Here is a 666-nt window from a genome sequence, read left to right as displayed (position 1 = left end):
TTGGCCTCGACATTGCTTTTATCCAGCGCGGCCTTGAAGCTCAGCGTCAAGCGGCTGCCGTCGGCCAATTCATTGAAGTAGCTTTTGGCGACCGGTCTTGGCCAGTATTTTTGCGCGAACCAGGTGCTGTTGACATAGCTACTTCCTCCGGCCCAGACGGTATGGTCATGGTCATCACCATTCGCTTTCTTGCCCGCCAGGCTCATCCACACCTGTTGACCGACCGCGATCAGCGGCCAATCCCGTGCATGGATCGTCGCGTTGCTGCCTAGCGCGCTGACATCCAGGACACCGTTGTCGTCGGCATCGGTGATGATCGGTGAGTTCAGCGCGTCAACCGGCAAGGTACCGACCGCCAGGCTCAACGGCAACGACGTAACAGATTTGCCGTCACGGGTAACGGTAAACGTCACGGTCACCGTTTTGCCCAGGTTGAACGCCAGCACCGTGACCGGCAGTTCAATGTTCAGACTCGTCTCACTGATCGGCCTAGCTTCGGTGGTGTGGGAGCCCTCGGCATGGCTGCCGGCCGCCGCGGCCCAGGTCACGCTCAGCAGGTCGGTCAGCAGCAACCCTTCCGGCGGCACCTCGGCCGTCAGCGCTTCCACGGCGTTCATCGGGAGCAAGGTTTTGCCGTCCGGTTCGGCCTGGCGGATTTTCGGCGGG

General features: G+C 61.3%; 1 pseudogene. It reads right to left on the bottom strand.

Features of this window, described 5'->3' with window-relative positions:
* Positions 1–666, bottom strand: a pseudogene (locus BSF44_RS30495) (hypothetical protein); the annotation flags it as partial.

It is taken from the genome of Pseudomonas sp. ACN8, from assembly GCF_002303925.1.
Taxonomy (GTDB): Bacteria; Pseudomonadota; Gammaproteobacteria; order Pseudomonadales; family Pseudomonadaceae; genus Aquipseudomonas.
The sequence above is the reverse complement of the archived record's forward strand: the minus strand, read 5'-3'. Positions and strand labels throughout refer to the sequence as shown.